This is a genomic window from Burkholderia sp. AU16741 (assembly GCF_002223345.1).
Classification (GTDB): Bacteria; Pseudomonadota; Gammaproteobacteria; order Burkholderiales; family Burkholderiaceae; genus Burkholderia; species Burkholderia sola.
Genome location: NZ_NKEZ01000003.1, coordinates 413,266 through 429,359 on the forward strand (window position 1 = coordinate 413,266; position 16,094 = coordinate 429,359).

Sequence of the window (16,094 nt, forward strand, 5' to 3'; positions counted from 1 at the left end):
GGAGACACGCCGTTGAATCTCGATTCACGCTTTCTGTAAGAGCCCGGCCGGTCATCGGCCCCGTACGCTGCATGCGTCCCGCGGCTCGATTTCCCCGTCGTTATCAAGAAGCCGGTTCCCGGTGAGGGAACCTCACGAGTTGATTCAGTCTGGAGGAGATAAGTAATGAAAGTTCGCTCGATCATGGGCGCGCTCTGCGCCGCAGGTCTGATGGCTGGCGCCGTGGCGGCGCAGGCAGCCGAGAACGTAACCGTGCTGCACTGGTGGACCTCGGGCGGCGAGTCGAAGGCCGTCGGCGTGCTGAAGGACGACCTGCAGAAGCAGGGCTACGTGTGGAAGGACTTCGCGGTCGCGGGCGGCGCCGGCGCCGCGGCGATGACCGCGCTGAAGACCAAGGTGATCAGCGGCGACGCACCGTCGGCCGCGCAGATCAAGGGCCCGCTGATCCAGGACTGGGCCGACCAGGGCGTGCTCGTCAACATCGATTCCGTCGCAGGCGACTGGAAGCAGAACCTGCCGCCGGAAATCGACAAGATCATCAAGTACAAGGGCCACACCGTCGCCGCGCCGTTCTCGGTGCACCGCGTCAACTGGCTGTACATCAACAAGGCCGCGCTCGACAAGGTCGGCGCGAAGGTGCCGACCACCTGGCCCGAATTCTTCGCGGTGGCCGACAAGCTGAAGGCCGTGGGCATCCAGCCGGTCGCGATGGGCGGCCAGCCGTGGCAGGACCTGACGCTGTGGGAAGACGTGGTGCTGTCCCAAGGCCCGGCGTTCTACAAGAAGGCGCTGGTCGACCTCGACCAGGCGACGCTGACGTCGCCGCAGATGCTGTCGGTGTTCGACACGGTGCGCAAGATCCAGGGCTACTTCGATACCGGTCGTAACGGCCGCGACTGGAACCTCGCGACCGCGATGGTCATCAACGGCAAGGCCGGCATGCAGTTCATGGGCGACTGGGCGAAGGGCGAGTTCGAGAACGCCGGCAAGAAGTCGGGCAAGGACTACATCTGCGCGCCGGTGCCGGGCACCGCGAACGCATACACGTTCAACGTCGACTCGTTCGTGTTCTTCCAGCAGAAGGGCGAGAAGAACGCGACGCCGGGCCAGCTCGCGCTCGCGAAGACGATCATGACGCCGGACTTCCAGGAGCAGTTCAGCCTGCTGAAGGGCTCGATCCCGGTGCGCCTCGGCGTGAAGATGGACAAGTTCGACGACTGCGCGAAGAAGTCGTACGCCGACGAGCAGGTCGCGATCAAGTCGGGCGGCTACGTGCCGTCGCTCGCGCACGGGATGGCGCAGAACGACGCGACCGCCGGCGCGATCACGGACGTCGTGACGAAGTTCATGAACTCGCAGCAGGATTCGAAGAGCGCGGTCGCCGCGCTCGCGAAGGCCGCGAAGGTCAAGTAACGCGCGCCAGGCGCCCGGCCGGAAACGCTTCATCGGCCGGGCGTTTTTGCATGTGCAGCAAACGGGCTCGCCCGCGGGCCCGTGCCGTACCCGGCGCCGGCCCGGCCTGCGCCGCCCTCGTTCCAGGAGTCGAATCAAGTGGCTGCCCCTCTTAGCGGAAACGGATCCGGCGCTGCCGCCGCACGGCGTACGTCGCCGATGTCGGCCTTCGCCGATCGCTGGATCCCGAAGCTCGTGCTCGCGCCGAGCGTCGCGATCGCCGTGGTGTTCATCTACGGCTTCATCCTGATTACCGGCTATCTGTCGCTGACCCGCTCGCGGCTGTTGCCCAACTACGAATTCGACGGCTTCGGCCGTTACACGGACCTGTTCCAGAACGACGTGTGGTGGACCTCCGCCGCGAACCTCGGCTGGTTCGGGATTCCGTTCATCGCGATCTGCGTCGGGCTCGGCCTGTTCCTCGCGATCCTGCTCGACCAGCGGATCCGCAACGAAGGCGCGCTGCGCGCGATCTTCCTGTACCCGATGGCGCTGTCGTTCATCGTGACCGGCACCGCATGGCAGTGGATCCTGAACCCGGGCCTCGGCCTCGAGAAAGTGATGCACGACTGGGGCTGGACGAGCTTCTCGTTCGGCTGGCTCGACGATCCGGACAAGGCGATCTTCTGCGTGGTGATCGCGGCCGTGTGGCAGTCGACCGGCTTCGTGATGGCGCTGTTCCTCGCGGGGCTGCGCGGTGTCGACGGCGAGATTTTCAAGGCCGCGCAGGTCGACGGCGCGACGCTGCCCACCATCTACCGCAAGATCGTGATCCCGAGCATGCGCCCGGTGTTCTTCTCGGTGCTGCTGATCCTCTGCCACATCACGATCAAGACCTTCGACCTCGTCGTCGCGCTGACGGCGGGCGGCCCGGGCACGTCGTCGTCGCTGCCGGCCATGTTCATGTACACGTTTTCGTTCAACCGCGGCCAGCTCGGGCTCGGCGCGGCGTCCTCGGTGATGATGCTCGCGACCGTGGTCGCGGTGCTGGTGCCGCTGATGTATATGGAATCGAGGAGCACCCGCAATGCAGCCTAAGATGACGATCAGCCGGGCAGTGATCTATGCGGCACTGATCCTGTTCGCGCTGTATTTCCTGTTCCCGATCTACGTGATGCTGTCGACGTCGTTCAAGGATCTCGACCAGCTGCGCACCGGCAACCTGCTGACGCCGCCGACGCACTGGACCTTCGATCCGTGGATCAAGGCATGGAGCGGCGCCTGTACCGGCGTGCGTTGCGACGGGATGAAGCCGTTCTTCCTGAACTCGCTGCAGATGGTGATTCCCGCCGTGCTGATCTCGTCGCTGATCGGCGCGTTCAACGGCTACGTGCTCACGCACTGGCGCTTTCGCGGCGCGGACGCGCTGTTCACGATGATGCTGGTCGGCTGCTTCATCCCGTTCCAGGTGATCCTGCTGCCGATGGCGCGCCTGCAGGGGATGCTCGGCCTCGCGAACACGATTCCGGGCCTCGTGTTCGTGCACGTCGTGTACGGGATCGCGTTCACGACGATGTTCTTCCGCAACTTCTACGTGAGCGTGCCGGCCGAACTCGTGAAGGCCGCGCGCATCGACGGCGCCGGCTTCTTCACGATCTTCACGAAGATCCTGCTGCCGGTGTCGCTGCCGATCTTCATGGTGTGCCTGATCTGGCAATTCACGCAGATCTGGAACGACTTCCTGTTCGGGATCGTGTTCTCCGGCGTCGACTCGATGCCGATCACGGTCGCGCTGAACAACCTCGTCAACACGTCGACGGGCGTGAAGGAATACAACGTCGACATGGCCGGCGCGATCATCGCCGCGCTGCCGACGCTGCTCGTCTACATCGTCGCCGGCCGCTACTTCGTGCGCGGGCTGACGGCGGGCGCGGTGAAGGGGTAGGCGCGGCTTTATCCGATACGACGAACCGGCCGCGCACCACGCGCGGCGCATCGAAACGAACCCGACGCGGCGCCCGAGTGCGCCGCGCGAGACGAGACAGAGGATTCACAGCATGGCAAGCCTTTCCATCCGTGACGTGTACAAGACCTACCCGAACGGGGTGCCGGTCCTGAAGGGTGTCGACATCGAGATCGAGGACGGACAGTTCCTGATCCTGGTCGGCGGCTCGGGCTGCGGGAAATCGACGCTGCTCAACATGATCGCCGGGCTCGAGACCGTCACGAGCGGCGAGATCTGCATCGACGGCAAGGTCGTCAACGACCTGTCGCCGAAGGATCGCGACATCGCGATGGTGTTCCAGTCGTACGCGCTGTATCCGTCGATGACGGTGCGCGAGAACATCTCGTTCGGGCTGAACATCCGCAAGGTGCCGAAGAGCGAGCAGCAGCAGATCGTCGACCGCGTGGCGTCGATGCTGCAGATCCAGCACCTGCTCGACCGCAAGCCGGGCCAGCTGTCGGGCGGCCAGCGCCAGCGCGTCGCGATGGGCCGCGCGCTCGCGCGCGATCCGTCGTTGTTCCTGTTCGACGAGCCGCTGTCGAACCTCGACGCGAAGCTGCGCATCGAGATGCGTGCGGAAATCAAGCTGCTGCACCAGCGTCTCGGCACGACGATCGTCTACGTGACGCACGACCAGATCGAGGCGATGACGCTCGGCGATCGCATTGCGGTGATGAAGGACGGCGTGGTCCAGCAGTTCGGCGCGCCGCAGGACATTTACGATTCGCCGTCGAACCTGTTCGTCGCGGGCTTCATCGGCGCGCCGCCGATGAACTTCATCAACGGCAAGCTGGTGGAGCAGGGCGGCGGGATCGCGCTCGAGATCGACACGGGCCTCGCGCGCAGCGCGCTGATCCTGCCGTTCGACGCGGCGAAGCTGAAGTCGCACGTCGGCCGCGAGGTGATCCTCGGCCTGCGTCCGGAGCGCATCACCGACGCGCGCAACGCACATCACGGCGAGGCGTCGAAGCTGCAGCCGATCGACGTGCGCGTCGACGTGACGGAGCCGACCGGCCCGGACACGCACGTGTTCGCGCAGGTGAACGGCAAACGGATCGTGAGCCGCGTGCATCCGGCCGCGAACCCGCAGCCGGGGCAGACGCAATCGCTGCTGTTCGACGTGTCGAAGGCCGTGCTGTTCGATCCGGCGTCGGAAGAGCGGATCGCGTGACGCGACGCTTGGGTGAATGAAAGACGAAGGGGCCGTTTCGATGAGCGGCCCCTTTTTCGTTTCGCCGATGCGGCTGACGCGCGCGCGGATGCGCCGGTCAGTGCGGCAACCGCACGTCGAACTTGAACGTCGCGAGCCGCGCGACGAGGATGAAGCCGGTCGCGAGCAGCACGCTGTACACCGAGTCGAACTGCAGCCACACGAGCAGCAGGTAGAACCAGCAGCCGACGAATGCACAGGTCGCGTACGGCCGCGAATCGCGCAGGATCAGCGGGATGTCGTTGCACAGCACGTCGCGGACGATCCCGCCGACCACGCCGGTGATTACGCCCATCATCACCGCGATGAAGCGCGGCATCTCGGCGTCGAGCGCGATCGACGTGCCCGAGATGCTGAAGATGCCGAGCCCGATCGCATCGGCGATCAGCAGCAGCCGTTCGGCCGATAGCCGCGACAGCATGCGCAGCACGAACGGCGCGAACAGCGCGAGCACGAAGATCGCGATCACGTAGTCGTCGTGCATGACCCAGTAGAACGGCCGGCGCTCGAGCAGGATGTCGCGCAGCGTGCCGCCGCCGAAGGCGGTCGCGAGCGCGACGACGAACGTGCCGACCGAGTCGAGGCGGTTCTTGCGCGCCTCGATGAACCCCGAAATCGCGAAAGCCAGCGTGGCGATCGCCTCCAGTATCGCGATCGCGAGCGTCAGCCTAGGATGCGGCACGCGGCCCCCGGTCGGCCGGCGCCGCGTGCGGCTGCAGCAGCACCAGCACCGCGCCCGCGCCGCCGTCGTGGCCGCGCGCCTCGCAGAAAGCGATCACTTCTTCCTTCTGCACGAGCCACGCGCGCACCTTGCCCTTCAGCACCGGTTCCTTGCCGATCGAACCGAGGCCCTTGCCGTGGATCACGCGCAGGCAGCGCAGCCCTTTCTTGCCGGCTTCGCGGATGAATTCGGCGAGCGCATCGCGCGCTTCGTCGCGCCGCATGCCGTGCAGATCGATCTGCGCCTGCACGATCCACGCGCCGCTCCTCAGCTTGCGCACGACGTCGCGGCTGATGCCGGGGCGGTGGTAATAGAGCGAGTCGTCGCTGTCGAGCAGCGTCTCGGGATCGAATTCGTCGGACAGCGTCGCGTTCAGCACGGCCTCCTCGTCGCGCTGCGTCTGTTTTGGCACCGGGTCGGGCGGCATGCGGCCCGACGACGCGCGCGGCGGCGCGTTCAGCGGCCGGATCGTGCCGATTTCGTTGCGGAACAGGTTTGCGTCGGCTTCCGCCTTGCGCTCGGCCTGCGCGGTTTCGATGCGCGCGCGCTCGCGACGATCAGCTTCGCCTTGCAGCGACTTGCGCAACGCGCCGAGGCCCGCGAGGCCCTGGCCGCGCAACGCGGCCGCATCGGGCGCGGGCGGCGGCGCGGCGGGCGCCGGGGTCACGGGACGGGCAGCGATCTTCCGCTTCGCGGGATCGCTCGGATGGGGCTGGTTCTTCGCCATGATTCGGTAACGGGGCAGGCGCGTTCGGGCGCGCGGGCACAAAAAAAGCCGCTGCGCGGCGGCAGCGGCTTTCCGGTCGAGCCCGCTTCGCGGCAGCGGACGCCATTGTAGCGCCCGCTGCGGCAAGGCTCCCGGCTTACTTCTTGTCGTGCAGGCTTTCGAGGTAGCGCTGCGCGTCGAGCGCGGCCATGCAGCCCGTGCCCGCGCTGGTGATCGCCTGGCGGTACACGTTGTCCTGCACGTCGCCCGCGGCGAACACGCCCGGCACGCTCGTCGACGTCGCGTTGCCTTGCAGGCCGCTCTTCGTCAGGATGTAGCCGTCCTTCATCTCCAGCTGGCCCTGGAACAGGTCGGTGTTCGGCTTGTGGCCGATCGCGACGAACACGCCCTGCACGTGCAGGTCTTCCGTCGCGCCGGTCTTCACGTTCTTGATGCGCAGGCCCGTGACGCCCGATTCCTCGCCCGTCACTTCGTCGAGCACGTGATCCCACTTGATGTCGACGACGCCTTCCTTTTGCTTCTCCAGCAGGCGATCGATCAGGATCGGCTCCGCGCGGAACTTGTCGCGGCGGTGGATCACGGTGACCTTCTTCGCGATGCCGGTCAGGTAGAGCGCTTCCTCGACGGCCGTGTTGCCGCCGCCGATCACCGCGACTTCCTGGTTGCGATAGAAGAAGCCGTCGCAGGTCGCGCAGGCCGACACGCCCTTGCCCATGAACGCTTCCTCGGAGGCCAGGCCGAGATACTGCGCGGACGCGCCGGTCGCGATGATCAGCGAATCGCACGTGTATTCACCCGAGTCGCCGATCAGGCGGATCGGTTGCTCGTGCAGCTTGGCGGTGTGGATATGATCGAAGACGATTTCGGTGTTGAAGCGCTCCGCGTGCTCCTGGAAGCGCGCCATCAGTTCCGGGCCTTGCACGCCTTTCGCGTCCGCCGGCCAGTTTTCGACGTCGGTCGTGGTCATCAGCTGGCCGCCCTGCGCGATGCCGGTGATCAGCACCGGGGACAGGTTGGCGCGGGCCGCGTAGACGGCAGCCGTGTAGCCGGCGGGGCCGGAACCGAGAATCAGGACTTTGGCGTGTTTGGGCGTGGACATGTGCGAATCCGTAAAAGGCGGCTGCGGCGGGCGGGGTAGGGGCTCGCCGGACGGTCCGGGTTGACCGGGATGCCGTCATAGGTGGGTATCAGACGCGCATTATAAAGGCCCCGTTGCTGCGCTGCCGAACGAGAGTTTCAATCGTGGCGATAGCGTTTCGTGGCGTGCCCCCGCGTACCGCGGCGGTGAGCCGGGCGGCGGCCCGCGATGCGGTGGCGCGTTGTCGCGGGGGCGCGCATCCGGCCGGCTGCCGGCGGCGCCGGTTCGGCACCCCGTCCCCGTTATGTAACCGTCATTTACACTTGGCGGCCCGATGCAGCGTTTACAATAAGCGCGATCGAACGACAGGCGGGCGCACGGCCCGTCCTCTTTATACGGATTCATGGCAAAAGCTCCTTATTCCGCCCAGGCACAGGCGTTGCCGCACCGGATGTCGAAGCTCCTCACGGAGATCCGCTGGATTCTCCAGGTCGCGCTCTGCGCGTTTCTGGTGATGGCCCTGCTGAGCTACAGCCGGCGCGATCCGAGCTGGACGCACGCCGCCCAGGTCGATCACATCTCGAACTGGGCCGGCCGCGTCGGCGCGTGGACGGCCGACATCATCCTGCTGCTGTTCGGCCTGTCGGCCTACTGGCTGATCGTGCCGCTCGGGCGGCGCATCGCCGTCAACTACCGCCGCATCACGCGCCACGACGCGATGCCGGACGAACCGGAGCGGCCGATCGGCTGGCTCACCGAAATCTTCGCGTTCGTGCTGGTCGTGCTCGCGTGCGACGGCATCGAGGCGCTGCGCATGTGGTCGCTGAAGGTGCAGCTGCCGCGCGCGCCGGGCGGCGTCGTCGGCGAAGCCGTCGCGGGCGCGATGTCGCATGCGTTCGGCTTCACGGGCGGCACGCTGCTGCTGCTGATCGCGCTCGCGATCGGCCTGTCGCTGTATTTCCGCTTCTCGTGGCTGTCGGTCGCCGAGCGCGTCGGCGGCGCGATCCTGTCCGCCGTCAACGTCGCGAAGCTGCGCCGCGAGGCCGAGCGCGACCGCAAGCTCGGCGAGGCCGCGGCGGTGCGCCGCGAAGGCAAGGTCGAAGAGGAGCGCGTGCGCATCGAGGATCACGAGCCGGTGACGATCGTGCCGCCGGTCGTCACGCCGGCGAAGTCCGAGCGCGTCGAGCGCGAGCGCCAGGTGCCGCTGTTTACCGACCTGCCGGGCGATTCGACGCTGCCGCCGGTGTCGCTGCTCGACCCCGCGCCGAAGACGCAGGAAGCGATTTCCGCCGATACGCTCGAATTCACGTCGCGTCTGATCGAGAAGAAGCTGAAGGATTTCGGCGTCGAGGCGAGCGTCGTCGCCGCGTATCCGGGCCCGGTCGTCACGCGCTACGAGATCGAGCCGGCCACCGGCGTGAAGGGCAGCCAGATCGTCAACCTCGCGAAGGATCTCGCGCGTTCGCTGTCGCTCGTGTCGATCCGAGTCGTCGAGACGATTCCCGGCAAGAACTACATGGCGCTCGAGCTGCCGAACCAGCGCCGCCAGACGGTGCATCTGTCCGAGATCATCGGCTCCGAGGTGTATGCGGCCGCATCGTCGGCGCTGACGCTGAGCCTCGGCAAGGACATCGGCGGCAAGCCGGTGTGCGCGGATCTCGCGAAGATGCCGCACCTGCTGGTGGCCGGCACGACCGGTTCGGGCAAGTCGGTCGGGATCAACGCGATGATCCTGTCGCTGCTGTACAAGGCGACCGCCGAGCAGGTGCGCCTGATCCTGATCGATCCGAAGATGCTCGAAATGAGCGTCTACGAAGGCATTCCGCACCTGCTGTGCCCGGTCGTCACCGACATGCGCCAGGCCGGCCATGCGCTGAACTGGACGGTCGCGGAGATGGAGCGCCGCTACAAGCTGATGAGCAAGCTCGGCGTGCGCAACCTCGCGGGCTACAACAACAAGATCGACGAGGCGGCGAAGCGCGAGGAGAAGATCCCGAACCCGTTCAGCCTGACGCCGGACGATCCGGAGCCGCTCGGCCGCCTGCCGAACATCGTCGTCGTGATCGACGAGCTGGCCGACCTGATGATGGTCGTCGGCAAGAAGGTCGAGGAGCTGATCGCGCGGATCGCGCAGAAGGCGCGCGCGGCCGGCATCCACCTGATCCTCGCGACGCAGCGTCCGTCGGTCGACGTGATCACCGGCCTGATCAAGGCGAACGTGCCGACGCGGATCGCGTTCCAGGTGTCGTCGAAGATCGACTCGCGCACGATTCTCGACCAGATGGGCGCCGAATCGCTGCTCGGGATGGGCGACATGCTGTACCTGCCGCCCGGCTCGGGGCTGCCCGTGCGCGTGCACGGCGCGTTCGTCGCCGACGACGAAGTGCATCGCGTCGTCGAGAAGCTCAAGGAGCAGGGCGAGCCGAACTACGTCGAGGGCCTGCTCGAAGGCGGCACCGCCGACGGCGACGAGGGCTCGGCCGGCGCGGGAACCGGCGAAGGCGGCGGCGAGTCTGATCCGCTGTACGACCAGGCGGTCGAGATCGTCATCAAGAACCGCCGTGCGTCGATCTCGCTCGTGCAGCGTCATCTGCGAATCGGTTACAACCGCGCGGCGCGGCTGCTCGAGCAGATGGAGCAGTCGGGGCTCGTGTCGGCGATGTCGTCGAGCGGCAACCGCGAAATTCTTGTGCCGGCGCGCGACGCGGAATGAGTCCGCGGCGCCCGCAGCGCCGGCCACCCACGGAGAAAACCGCATCATGCAGCAACTTTCGTTCGCCCCTTCCCTTCGTTCGACGCGGCGCTGGCTCGGCGCGGCGCTCGCCGGCGCATCGCTGATGCTCGCGGCGACGCACGCGTTCGCGGGCGGCACCGAGCAACTGAAGGCCTTCGTGTCGCAGGTGCGTTCGGCGAAGGGCGATTTCACGCAGCAGATCGTCAAGGCGCCGGCGGCCAAAGGCGCGAGCGCCGTGCAGGCCGCGCCGAAGCCCACCGACAATTCGAGCGGCACGTTCATGTTCGCGCGGCCGGGCAAGTTCATCTGGACGTACCAGAAGCCGTACCAGCAGGTGCTGCAGGCCGACGGCGACAAGCTCTATGTGTACGACCGCGACCTGAACCAGGTCACCGAGCGCAAGCTGAACGGCGCGCTGGGCGCGAGCCCCGCGGCGATCCTGTTCGGCAGCAACGATCTCGACAAGAACTACACGCTGCGCGACGCCGGCGAGAAGGGCGGCATCGACTGGCTCGAGATGCTGCCGAAGGCGCAGGACACGCAGTTTCAGCGAATCGGCATCGGTTTCCGCAACGGCACGCTCGCCGCGATGGAGCTGCACGACGTGTTCGGCAACGTGACGCTGCTGACCTTCACGAACATCCAGACGAACCTGCCGCTGAAGGGCGATACGTTCAAGTTCGTCGTGCCGAAGGGCGCGGACGTGATCAACGGCTGACCGTCGCTGCACCGTTTTCCCGATACGGGCCTGCCGGCAACGGCAGGCCCGTGTTGTTTGGGGGCGCGTGCAACGGGCGCGTGCAACAGGCGCGTGCAACAGGCGCGTGCAACAGACGCGTGCAACAGACGCGTGCAACAGACCCGGGCAACAGACCCGGGCACTGCCCGCCGGGCCGCGGCGGCGCCGTCGCGCGGCTGTCATAATGTCAGGTCCGGCGGCCGGTTCGGCCGCGACCGTTTGATGTGGAGCGAGGGTTCATGTCCGACCTGTTTCAAGTCGAGCCGCGCCGCCCGCTCGCCGAGGCGCTGCGGCCGAAAACGCTCGCCGAGGTGATCGGCCAGACGCATTTGCTGGGCGAAGGCAAGCCGCTGCGGCTCGCGTTCGAATCGGGCAAGCCGCATTCGATGATCCTGTGGGGGCCGCCCGGCGTCGGCAAGACGACGCTCGCGCGGCTCACCGCGGCCGCGTTCGACTGCGAGTTCATCGCGCTGTCCGCGGTGCTCGGCGGCGTGAAGGACATCCGCGAGTCGATGGAGCAGGCGAAGGATACGCTGAACCGTACCGGTCGCCACACGATCCTGTTCGTCGACGAAATCCACCGTTTCAACAAGGGGCAGCAGGATGCGCTGCTGCCGTTCGTCGAGTCGGGCCTCGTGACCTTCATCGGCGCGACGACCGAAAACCCGAGTTTCGAGGTCAATTCGGCGTTGCTGTCGCGGGCGCAGGTGTATGTGCTGAAGTCGCTGAACGACGACGAGATGCGCCAGTTGCTGAAGCGCGCGCAGGAAATCGCGCTCGACGGCCTCGCGTTCGACGACAAGGCGATCGATACGCTGGTCGGCTACGCGGACGGCGACGCACGCCGCTTCCTGAACTTGCTCGAACAGGCGCAGACGGCGGCGACGTCGGCCGGGGTCGCGACGATCGATGCCGATTTCGTCAGCAATGCGATGACCCTGAACGCGCGGCGCTTCGACAAGGGCGGCGACAACTTCTACGACCAGATTTCGGCGCTGCACAAGTCGGTGCGCGGCTCGAGCCCGGACGGCGCGCTGTACTGGTTCTGCCGGATGATCGACGGCGGCGCGGATCCGAAGTATCTCGCGCGGCGCATCGTGCGGATGGCGTGGGAAGACATCGGCCTGGCCGACCCGCGCGCGTTGCAGGTGGCGAACGACGCGGCCGAAACCTACGAGCGGCTCGGCTCGCCGGAAGGCGAACTCGCGCTCGGGCAGGCCGTGATCTATCTCGCGTGCGCGGCGAAGAGCAACGCCGGCTACAACGCGTTCAACCAGGCGATGGCGTTCGTGAAGCAGGACAAGTCGCGCGAGGTGCCCGTGCACCTGCGTAACGCGCCGACCAGGCTGATGAAGGAGCTCGGCTACGGTCACGCTTATCGTTACGCGCACGACGAGCCGAACGCGTACGCCGCCGGCGAGACGTACCTGCCGGACGGGATGCGCGAGCCGCGCTGGTATCAGCCGGTGCCGCGCGGGCTCGAATCGAAGATCGCCGAGAAGCTCGCGTGGCTGCGCGAGCTCGATCGCGAGGCCGGCAAGAAGGACTGACGCCGCCGCGCGCGCGTCAGCGCTTGCGGCCCGGCTGCTGTTGCTTCCAGTATTCGAACGGCTCTTCGTGGCATTCGATGTCGAGTTCGGCGACCCGTGCATGCAGGCGTTCCTGCGCGTCGGCGATCGCGAGGTTGTAGATCGCCGGCGCGACTTCCTGAATGAAGAAATGCAGCAGGGCGCCGGCCTGGATGTTGCCGATCGGCTCGTCCATGTTTTCTGTGAAATAACGTTGCAGCGACGCGATCGCGCGGTCGCGTACATCCTTGTCGAGTTCGATGGTCATCGGATTCCTTGGGAGCTGTGACGCGGAGCCGGCGCGCCGCTCGATTCGATTGCCGCGAGCCGGCGCGGGCGTGTTGCGATCCGTCATGGCCAGGCGCGGCAATTCGCCGGGCGCCGATGCGGCGGACCGCCAATGCGATACTGCCATGGTCGCCCATTTGCGGCATTGTCCATCCGGCCGACGCCGTGGCGGCCGCGCGGTGCGTTAGAATTCCCGTCTTACACAACGATTTTCCAAGTCCTCCCATGCTCGACATCCAGTTGCTGCGCAAAGACCTCGACGGCGTCGCCAAGCGCCTCGCCGATCGCGGCTACACCCTCGACGTCGCCGCGTTCTCCGCACTCGAAGCGGAACGCCGCGCGATCCAGACCCACACCGAAGAGCTCCAGGCGCGCCGCAACAGCCTGTCGAAGCAGATCGGCGCGATGAAGGGCAAGGGCGAGGACACGTCGGCCGTGATGGCCGAGGTCGGCGGGATCGGCGATGAAATGAAGGCGTCGGAAGCCAGGCTCGGCGAGATCCAGGCGCGTCTGTCCGACCTGATGCTGGGCATGCCGAACGTCGCGCACGAAAGCGTGCCGGTCGGCAAGGACGAAGCCGACAACGTCGAGACGCGCCGCTGGGGCACGCCGCGCCAGTTCGACTTCGCGGTGAAGGATCACGTCGACGTCGGCACGCCGCTCGGCCTCGATTTCGAGACGGGCGCGAAGCTCGCCGGTGCACGCTTCACGATGCTGCGCGGCCCGATCGCGCGCCTGCACCGCGCGCTCGCGCAGTTCATGATCGACACGCACACGCAGCAGCACGGCTATACCGAAACGTATACGCCGTACATCGTGAACCCGGAGATCCTGTACGGCACGGGCCAATTGCCGAAGTTCGCGGACGACATGTTCCGCGTCGAGAAGGGCGGCGCGGAAAACACGGTCACGCAATACCTGATCTCCACGTCCGAGATTTCGCTGACGAACACCGTGCGCGAGTCGATCGTCGACGCGTCGGCGCTGCCGATCAAGCTCACCGCGCATTCGCCGTGCTTCCGCTCGGAAGCCGGTTCGTACGGCCGCGACACGCGCGGGATGATCCGTCAGCACCAGTTCGACAAGGTCGAGATGGTGCAGGTCGTCGCGCCGGAAACGTCGTACGCGGCGCTCGACGAGATGGTCGGCCACGCGGAAGCGATCCTGCAGAAGCTCGGCCTGCCGTACCGCGTGATCACGCTGTGCACGGGCGACATGGGCTTCTCGGCCGCGAAGACGTTCGACCTCGAGGTGTGGCTGCCCGCGCAGAACACCTATCGCGAGATCTCGAGCTGCTCGAACACCGAGGCGTTCCAGGCGCGCCGGATGCAGGCGCGGTTCCGCAACGCGCAGGGCAAGCCGGAGCTCGTGCATACGCTGAACGGTTCGGGTCTGGCGGTCGGTCGCACGCTCGTCGCGGTGCTGGAGAACTACCAGAACGCGGACGGCTCGGTCACGGTGCCGGAAGTGCTGCGTCCGTACATGGGCGGCATGGAGCGGATCGACGCGCCGGCACAGGCGTCGTAACGCGGGTCTTTCGAAGCCCTCGCAAAAAATTTGCAGAAAGGGCTTGTCAGCCGCGAAGCACTCGTCTTATAATCTTTTTCTCGCGGAAACGACCAGCCGCGAAGGCAGTAAGGAAGGAGAGGTGGCAGAGTGGTCGAATGTACCTGACTCGAAATCAGGCGTACGGTTTCCCCGTACCGTGGGTTCGAATCCCACCCTCTCCGCCAAAATACGAAGCCCCTTGATCCGAAAAGGATCAAGGGGTTTTTCGTTTTGGGCCGTCGGTGCGGCGTGTCGATTGCGGATGCGGATGCGGATGCGGTGGCGACAGGCCAACGGCGGGCATCGGATCGTGCCGGGACGATAGCGGCGCGATCGTCCCGCACCGACTGTCGGAAGTCCTGACGGTTTTACATTGCTGGCTGCCGTCGTCCCCGGGCCATGTTCGCGTTGCCGGAAATGGCGTGACGGCGTCGCTGCCGAACCGTGCGCATGCAAGCCGGATGCCGGCGCGCCGACCGCATCGAGCAGCGCTCGCCGGCATTCACACAGTCCTGCCCTCCCATCACGCCGCCGCCGGATACTGCGCCAGCACCTTGTCCCGAATCGACGGCTTGATATTCGATTGCGCCATGTCGCCGCGATAGTGCGCGACGACCCGCGGGTTCATCACGCGATACCACAGCGGCGGCACGTACGCGAACAGGATCATCGTCGCGTAACCGGCCGGCAATTGCGGCGCATCGTCGAAGTGGCGCAGCGCCTGGTACGAGCGCGTCGGATTCGCGTGATGGTCGGCGTGTCGCTGCAACTGGTACAGGAACAGGTTCGTGACGACGTGATTGCTGTTCCACGAATGCTGCGGCGTGCAGCGTTCGTAGCGCCCGTTCGGCAGCTTGCGGCGGCCGAGCCCGTAGTGCTCGACATAGTTCACCACTTCGAGCAGCGACGCGCCGTAGACGGCCTGGATCACGAGGAACGGGATCACGACCTTGCCGGCCATCGCGATCGCGATGCCCCACACGACGGCGGTCATCGCCCATGCGTGCAGCACTTCGTTGCGCCAGCTCCACGGCGAATGCCCGAGCCGTTCGAGGCGAGCCTTCTCGAGCCGCCACGCGGAACGGATGCTGCCGGTCACCGTGCGCGGCAGGAACGCCCAGAACGACTCGCCGTAGCGCGCGCTCGCCGGATCCTCGGCCGTCGCGACGCGCACGTGATGGCCCCGATTGTGTTCGACGTAGAAGTGGCCGTATGCGACCGGCGCGAGCGTGATCTTCGCGAGCCAGCGTTCGAAGCGGTCGGTCTTGTGCCCGAGCTCGTGCGCGGTGTTGATCGAGATGCCCGTCGAGGCGCCGAGCGACAGCGCGAAGCCGACGTAGTCGTACCACGCGAGCGCGTGCGTGCCGACGATCCACACGCCCATGAAGAACGCGACGTATTCGACGAAAGTCGCGAGATAGACGATGTATCGGTAGTAGCGCTCCCGTTCGAGCCGCGGCACGACGGCTTCGGGCGGATTGTCGCGATCGTCGCCGATCAGCGTGTCGAGAATCGGGATCACCCCGAACGCGAACAGCGGGCCGAACCACCAGAACACGTGAAGGCCCGTCGACAGCGCGAGCTGCGCGGCGAGGATCGGCAGCGTGATCGTCAGCGCGCCGAGCAGCCACAGGTAACGCTTGCCATCCGACCAGCCCGAGGCCGATCCGTCGGTCATTGCCATTGTCTCCCTCCAGTCGGCCGGCCCGCGGGCGGCCGCATGCATGATTGTTCGAATCCTCGTGGTCCGCGATGCGCGCGGCGGCGCCGGATCGGTGTCCGGTTCTGCCTGTTATACGACCGGCGCGCGCGCTTGCCAAATACCGCCGCTAGGCGCGATGCTCCAAACGACGCGCTGCCCAAGACGCAGGGCGAGGAGGGGCCGACACGCGCCGATTGAAACGGGCCGACGGCGGCGGATGGGCTCGCGACGGCGACGCGTTTGTCAGACGAATGGCGCGGCCTGCAGTGCGGGCGAGCGCGTGTGAGCGGGCTGCAACGAATGTTGCGTCGCAATAATGAGGCCGCCGAAGTAAGGGCGCCGAGCGCTTTTCGTTCGCTTATATTACGTAGCGTTACGGCCG

Annotated in this window: 13 protein-coding genes and 1 tRNA gene; 9 read left to right on the forward strand and 5 right to left on the reverse strand. The window is 66.5% G+C overall.

Going from position 1 to position 16,094, the window contains the following annotated elements; translation table 11 throughout:
- Positions 1-165 precede the first annotated feature (165 nt).
- The 4 genes from CFB89_RS04325 to CFB89_RS04340 all read left to right on the forward strand — a co-directional run bounded on the left by CFB89_RS04325 (position 166) and on the right by CFB89_RS04340 (position 4,568).
- Positions 166-1,413 carry an ABC transporter substrate-binding protein gene (locus CFB89_RS04325; RefSeq protein ID WP_089466874.1) on the forward strand — a complete coding sequence of 416 codons (1,248 nt, stop codon included), beginning with the start codon at positions 166-168 and terminating at the stop codon, positions 1,411-1,413.
- Positions 1,414-1,551: 138 nt separating this feature from the next.
- Positions 1,552-2,490 carry a carbohydrate ABC transporter permease gene (locus tag CFB89_RS04330; RefSeq protein WP_011544827.1) on the forward strand — a complete coding sequence of 313 codons (939 nt, stop codon included), beginning with the start codon at positions 1,552-1,554 and terminating at the stop codon, positions 2,488-2,490.
- The gene (locus tag CFB89_RS04335; protein ID WP_089466875.1) at positions 2,480-3,337 is read left to right on the forward strand and encodes a carbohydrate ABC transporter permease; all 858 of its coding nucleotides are present in this window, start codon (positions 2,480-2,482) and stop codon (positions 3,335-3,337) included. The genes CFB89_RS04330 and CFB89_RS04335 overlap by 11 nt, the downstream gene beginning before the upstream one ends.
- A gap of 112 nt (positions 3,338-3,449) precedes the next feature.
- The gene (locus CFB89_RS04340) at positions 3,450-4,568 is read left to right on the forward strand and encodes an ABC transporter ATP-binding protein (protein ID WP_089466876.1); all 1,119 of its coding nucleotides are present in this window, start codon (positions 3,450-3,452) and stop codon (positions 4,566-4,568) included.
- 97 nt (positions 4,569-4,665) lie between these two features.
- Here the strand turns inward: CFB89_RS04340 and CFB89_RS04345 are convergent, their stop codons facing one another.
- The 3 genes from CFB89_RS04345 to trxB form a co-directional block, all read right to left on the reverse strand.
- Complete coding sequence (locus tag CFB89_RS04345) at positions 4,666-5,289, reverse strand: trimeric intracellular cation channel family protein (RefSeq protein WP_089466877.1); 624 nt, start codon at positions 5,287-5,289, stop codon at positions 4,666-4,668.
- Positions 5,276-6,055, reverse strand: a complete 780-nt coding sequence (locus tag CFB89_RS04350; protein ID WP_089466878.1) for a Smr/MutS family protein — start codon at positions 6,053-6,055, stop codon at positions 5,276-5,278. Before CFB89_RS04350 ends, CFB89_RS04345 begins: the two co-directional genes overlap by 14 nt.
- Before the next feature lie 136 nt (positions 6,056-6,191).
- On the reverse strand, positions 6,192-7,154 hold the full coding sequence (gene trxB, locus CFB89_RS04355) for a thioredoxin-disulfide reductase (protein ID WP_089466879.1): 963 nt from the start codon (positions 7,152-7,154) through the stop codon (positions 6,192-6,194).
- A 382-nt stretch (positions 7,155-7,536) separates the two neighbouring features.
- On the opposite strand from trxB, the gene CFB89_RS04360 reads away from it, so the two are divergent.
- The 3 genes from CFB89_RS04360 to CFB89_RS04370 all read left to right on the forward strand — a co-directional run bounded on the left by CFB89_RS04360 (position 7,537) and on the right by CFB89_RS04370 (position 12,156).
- The gene (locus tag CFB89_RS04360) at positions 7,537-9,846 is read left to right on the forward strand and encodes a DNA translocase FtsK (RefSeq protein ID WP_089466880.1); all 2,310 of its coding nucleotides are present in this window, start codon (positions 7,537-7,539) and stop codon (positions 9,844-9,846) included.
- 46 nt (positions 9,847-9,892) lie between these two features.
- Entirely contained in the window at positions 9,893-10,585 is a 693-nt protein-coding gene (lolA, locus tag CFB89_RS04365; protein WP_089466881.1) for an outer membrane lipoprotein chaperone LolA, read from the forward strand.
- A gap of 260 nt (positions 10,586-10,845) precedes the next feature.
- Positions 10,846-12,156, forward strand: a complete 1,311-nt coding sequence (locus tag CFB89_RS04370) for a replication-associated recombination protein A (protein WP_089466882.1) — start codon at positions 10,846-10,848, stop codon at positions 12,154-12,156.
- Between the two features lie 16 nt (positions 12,157-12,172).
- Here CFB89_RS04370 and CFB89_RS04375 read toward each other — a convergent pair whose 3' ends face one another.
- Positions 12,173-12,442 carry a DUF2164 domain-containing protein gene (locus CFB89_RS04375; RefSeq protein WP_089467906.1) on the reverse strand — a complete coding sequence of 90 codons (270 nt, stop codon included), beginning with the start codon at positions 12,440-12,442 and terminating at the stop codon, positions 12,173-12,175.
- A gap of 245 nt (positions 12,443-12,687) precedes the next feature.
- On the opposite strand from CFB89_RS04375, the gene serS reads away from it, so the two are divergent.
- Positions 12,688-13,989 carry a serine--tRNA ligase gene (gene serS, locus CFB89_RS04380; RefSeq protein WP_089466883.1) on the forward strand — a complete coding sequence of 434 codons (1,302 nt, stop codon included), beginning with the start codon at positions 12,688-12,690 and terminating at the stop codon, positions 13,987-13,989.
- A 115-nt stretch (positions 13,990-14,104) separates the two neighbouring features.
- Positions 14,105-14,195: transfer RNA gene (locus CFB89_RS04385), tRNA-Ser, on the forward strand.
- 338 nt (positions 14,196-14,533) lie between these two features.
- On the opposite strand, the gene CFB89_RS04390 is transcribed toward CFB89_RS04385, so the two are convergent.
- Positions 14,534-15,694 (reverse strand): alkane 1-monooxygenase, encoded by a 1,161-nt coding sequence (locus tag CFB89_RS04390; RefSeq protein WP_089467907.1) that lies wholly within the window; start codon positions 15,692-15,694, stop codon positions 14,534-14,536.
- Positions 15,695-16,094 lie beyond the last annotated feature (400 nt).

Excerpts from the sequence above, each read along its gene's own strand:
- CFB89_RS04325 (WP_089466874.1), top strand. The coding sequence starts at position 166 with ATGAAAGTTCGCTCGATCATGGGCGCGCTCTGCGCCGCAGGTCTGATG.
- CFB89_RS04335 (WP_089466875.1), top strand. The coding sequence starts at position 2,480 with ATGCAGCCTAAGATGACGATCAGCCGGGCAGTGATCTATGCGGCACTG.
- CFB89_RS04340 (WP_089466876.1), top strand. The coding sequence starts at position 3,450 with ATGGCAAGCCTTTCCATCCGTGACGTGTACAAGACCTACCCGAACGGG.
- CFB89_RS04350 (WP_089466878.1), bottom strand. The coding sequence starts at position 6,055 with ATGGCGAAGAACCAGCCCCATCCGAGCGATCCCGCGAAGCGGAAGATC.
- trxB (WP_089466879.1), bottom strand. The coding sequence starts at position 7,154 with ATGTCCACGCCCAAACACGCCAAAGTCCTGATTCTCGGTTCCGGCCCC.
- CFB89_RS04360 (WP_089466880.1), top strand. The coding sequence starts at position 7,537 with ATGGCAAAAGCTCCTTATTCCGCCCAGGCACAGGCGTTGCCGCACCGG.
- lolA (WP_089466881.1), top strand. The coding sequence starts at position 9,893 with ATGCAGCAACTTTCGTTCGCCCCTTCCCTTCGTTCGACGCGGCGCTGG.
- CFB89_RS04370 (WP_089466882.1), top strand. The coding sequence starts at position 10,846 with ATGTCCGACCTGTTTCAAGTCGAGCCGCGCCGCCCGCTCGCCGAGGCG.
- CFB89_RS04375 (WP_089467906.1), bottom strand. The coding sequence starts at position 12,442 with ATGACCATCGAACTCGACAAGGATGTACGCGACCGCGCGATCGCGTCG.
- serS (WP_089466883.1), top strand. The coding sequence starts at position 12,688 with ATGCTCGACATCCAGTTGCTGCGCAAAGACCTCGACGGCGTCGCCAAG.
- CFB89_RS04390 (WP_089467907.1), bottom strand. The coding sequence starts at position 15,694 with ATGGCAATGACCGACGGATCGGCCTCGGGCTGGTCGGATGGCAAGCGT.